3 protein-coding genes are annotated in these 2,236 nt (G+C 63.2%); 1 reads left to right on the forward strand and 2 read right to left on the reverse strand.

The features are described 5' to 3' along the window. The coding region (locus tag MOX02_RS30280) for a universal stress protein (RefSeq protein ID WP_147029458.1) at nt 1-738 on the reverse strand (738 nt) is incomplete at its 3' end. A gap of 33 nt (nt 739-771) precedes the next feature. Between MOX02_RS30280 and MOX02_RS30285 the strand changes: the two genes are divergently transcribed. Further along, nucleotides 772-999: a hypothetical protein gene (locus tag MOX02_RS30285; RefSeq protein ID WP_147029459.1), complete on the forward strand. Its 228-nt coding sequence runs from the start codon at nt 772-774 to the stop codon at nt 997-999. Nucleotides 1,000-1,425: 426 nt separating this feature from the next. On the opposite strand, the gene MOX02_RS30290 is transcribed toward MOX02_RS30285, so the two are convergent. Beyond that, a complete protein-coding gene (locus MOX02_RS30290) occupies nt 1,426-2,217 on the reverse strand; it encodes a uroporphyrinogen-III synthase (protein WP_147029460.1) in 792 nt (263 codons plus the stop codon). Nucleotides 2,218-2,236: the final 19 nt, after the last annotated feature.

The raw sequence follows: 2,236 nt of genomic DNA on the forward strand, positions 1-2,236 counted from the left end.
CCCTAGGACGAGAAGGTCGGGAAGGACCTGCTTGGCGACATGGGAGATCACGCCGCGCGGAGATCCTTCCACCACGCGCCGCGACCATTGACGGTCGGCGAAGCCGTACAACTTCAGGAAGCCGTCGACTTCGTCCTCGGCCCATTTCCGCCAGCCGTCGACGTAGCTCTCGATGTGCTCCCGGCTGATGCCGACCGTGTGCATCCTGCCTTTCGACAGAGCTTCGAATGCGTGTACGATCGTGATCCTCCCGCCGTGGGCGATTTTCAGTGAGGACATGCACCTCAAGGCTCGCGCGGACGAATCGGACAGCGTGACGGGTGCGAGCACATTCGCATACCGCTGCGACGCCGCCTGCTTCACCACGAGGACGGGGCAGGCGCTCGAACGGACCAGGCTTCTGACGGTCCCGCCGTAACCCGGACGCACGCCGCGCGGAGCACCGACGACGATCAGATCGACCTCCCAAGCCTCCGCGGCCTCGAGGATGGAGAGGGAGGGATCGCCTCCGATGACGAGCGGCTCGCAGGCGGCGCCGGCCAGTTCCGGGACGACTCCGATCTGCTCGGCGAGCGTCCGATGAGCTTCGCGGAGGTCCATGGCGACGCGTCCCGTGCCGGTCCCGCCGACGACATGCATCAGAAGCATTTCCTTGCAGTCTGCACGTGCCAGGATCCCGGCGCGCCGCACCGCCCTCTGGGAATTCGTGGCGAAGTCCGTGGCAACGAGAATTCTCATGGAAACAACCCCTGACTCGAGATCGACGGCGAGATGAAGATCTCAGCCGATCATTTCGATGATGATGCGCCTCAGTTCGACTTTTCTGAACAAATGGCCGTCCGGATGCCAATTCATCAGCAGCTGTTTGTCTTCGTGTCTGCCTACGTCCGAAGGAAACTGCGGGGATATTTGGCAGCAATCATGTCCGGACGATTGCTCCGGCAGCTTACGCATTCCCGTTTGGGAACTAAAAACGCACAAAAACCTCGTGTTCGCTGACTCACCTTTTGTAATACAGAAATGGCCGGCGCCCGTTCGCCCACTATTCCGATCGGTCGGAACGACTTGGCTTCCCTGGTCGCGCCGACGATCCGCCGCGCACCGAGCAGCTTTCATCGAGCGCAGAACCGGTCGCCCGGCGGCCGGACATATTTCCGCGCGCTCGGACGACCGCACGCATGCGAGCGGTCGAAGCATGGAAATTTGGTGGAGAGATTTCGGCCCCGGGCGACGGAGCGTTCAGCTCAGCCAGCCTCGGGGGCTCAGCGGCCTGCGACGAGGCGGCCGGCGCGTAGATTCGAAAGGCGACCTGAGAAGATCATGGCAAAAGTCAATATAAAGGAAATTGCGCCATAGGCAAGACGTGAAAGCGCTCGCTGCCTTTCGGGGAGCGAAAACATCCGTCCTGACTGAGCGACAATTCTTTCATGGCCGCGTTCTTTTTCTTTCCGTTCGTGACGACCACCTGGATCGCGCGGATGCCGCAAGAAATTTCCGAAGGCCGGATTGCGTCGGCGCACCCACGATTTCGACCCTGCCGAACATCGACGGCTCGAGCACCGCCGCGATCTGTCCGCTGAAGGCGATCGCGTCGATCCTGCGGCAGGCATCCTTCCCGGCGCCGTTCCCGACGAGCCTGCAGAACGTCCGAGCCGTTCTCGCCGAGAGAAGCAGGACTGCCGCGATGCGCCCGAGGTTCATGTCTTCGAGAACCGCCTCGGGGATGGAGGACGCTTCGCAAGTTTCGTAGACGATCTCCCGTCTGACCAGGAACCCGGACGGCCCGAGCAGCTGCGCGAGGTCCCGCGAGACGACGTCCCCGCTGAGATACGCAAGCGGTCCCTGTCCCGGCCCGAGCTCGGACCGGACAAGGCGCGCAAGATCGAAAGCAGTTCCCCGGGCCCACCGTACCCTGGGGAAGCCGGCCTCCAGAAGCGGGGCGGCCGTGGCTCTGCCGACGCAGTACACGTCGAGCATCCGATCGATGCCGTCTGTCCGCGCGAGCTGCACGCCACCGTTGGCGGAGGTGAGAAGAACAGCCTGAACGCCAGCCAGCACCTCCTGTCTCCACGCGACCGGCCGGATCTCCGACATCGGCGCGACGACGGGATCCCATCCGAGCTCCATGAGCTCGCCTGCGAGCATCCGCCCCTGTGCGATAGGCCGGGTCAGCAGGATCTTCCGGCAGGCCGTCCGGCTTTCAACGGAAAATTCCATTCAAGCCGCACCTTGCCGT

It is taken from the genome of Methylobacterium oxalidis, from assembly GCF_007992195.1.
GTDB lineage: Bacteria > Pseudomonadota > Alphaproteobacteria > Rhizobiales > Beijerinckiaceae > Methylobacterium > Methylobacterium oxalidis.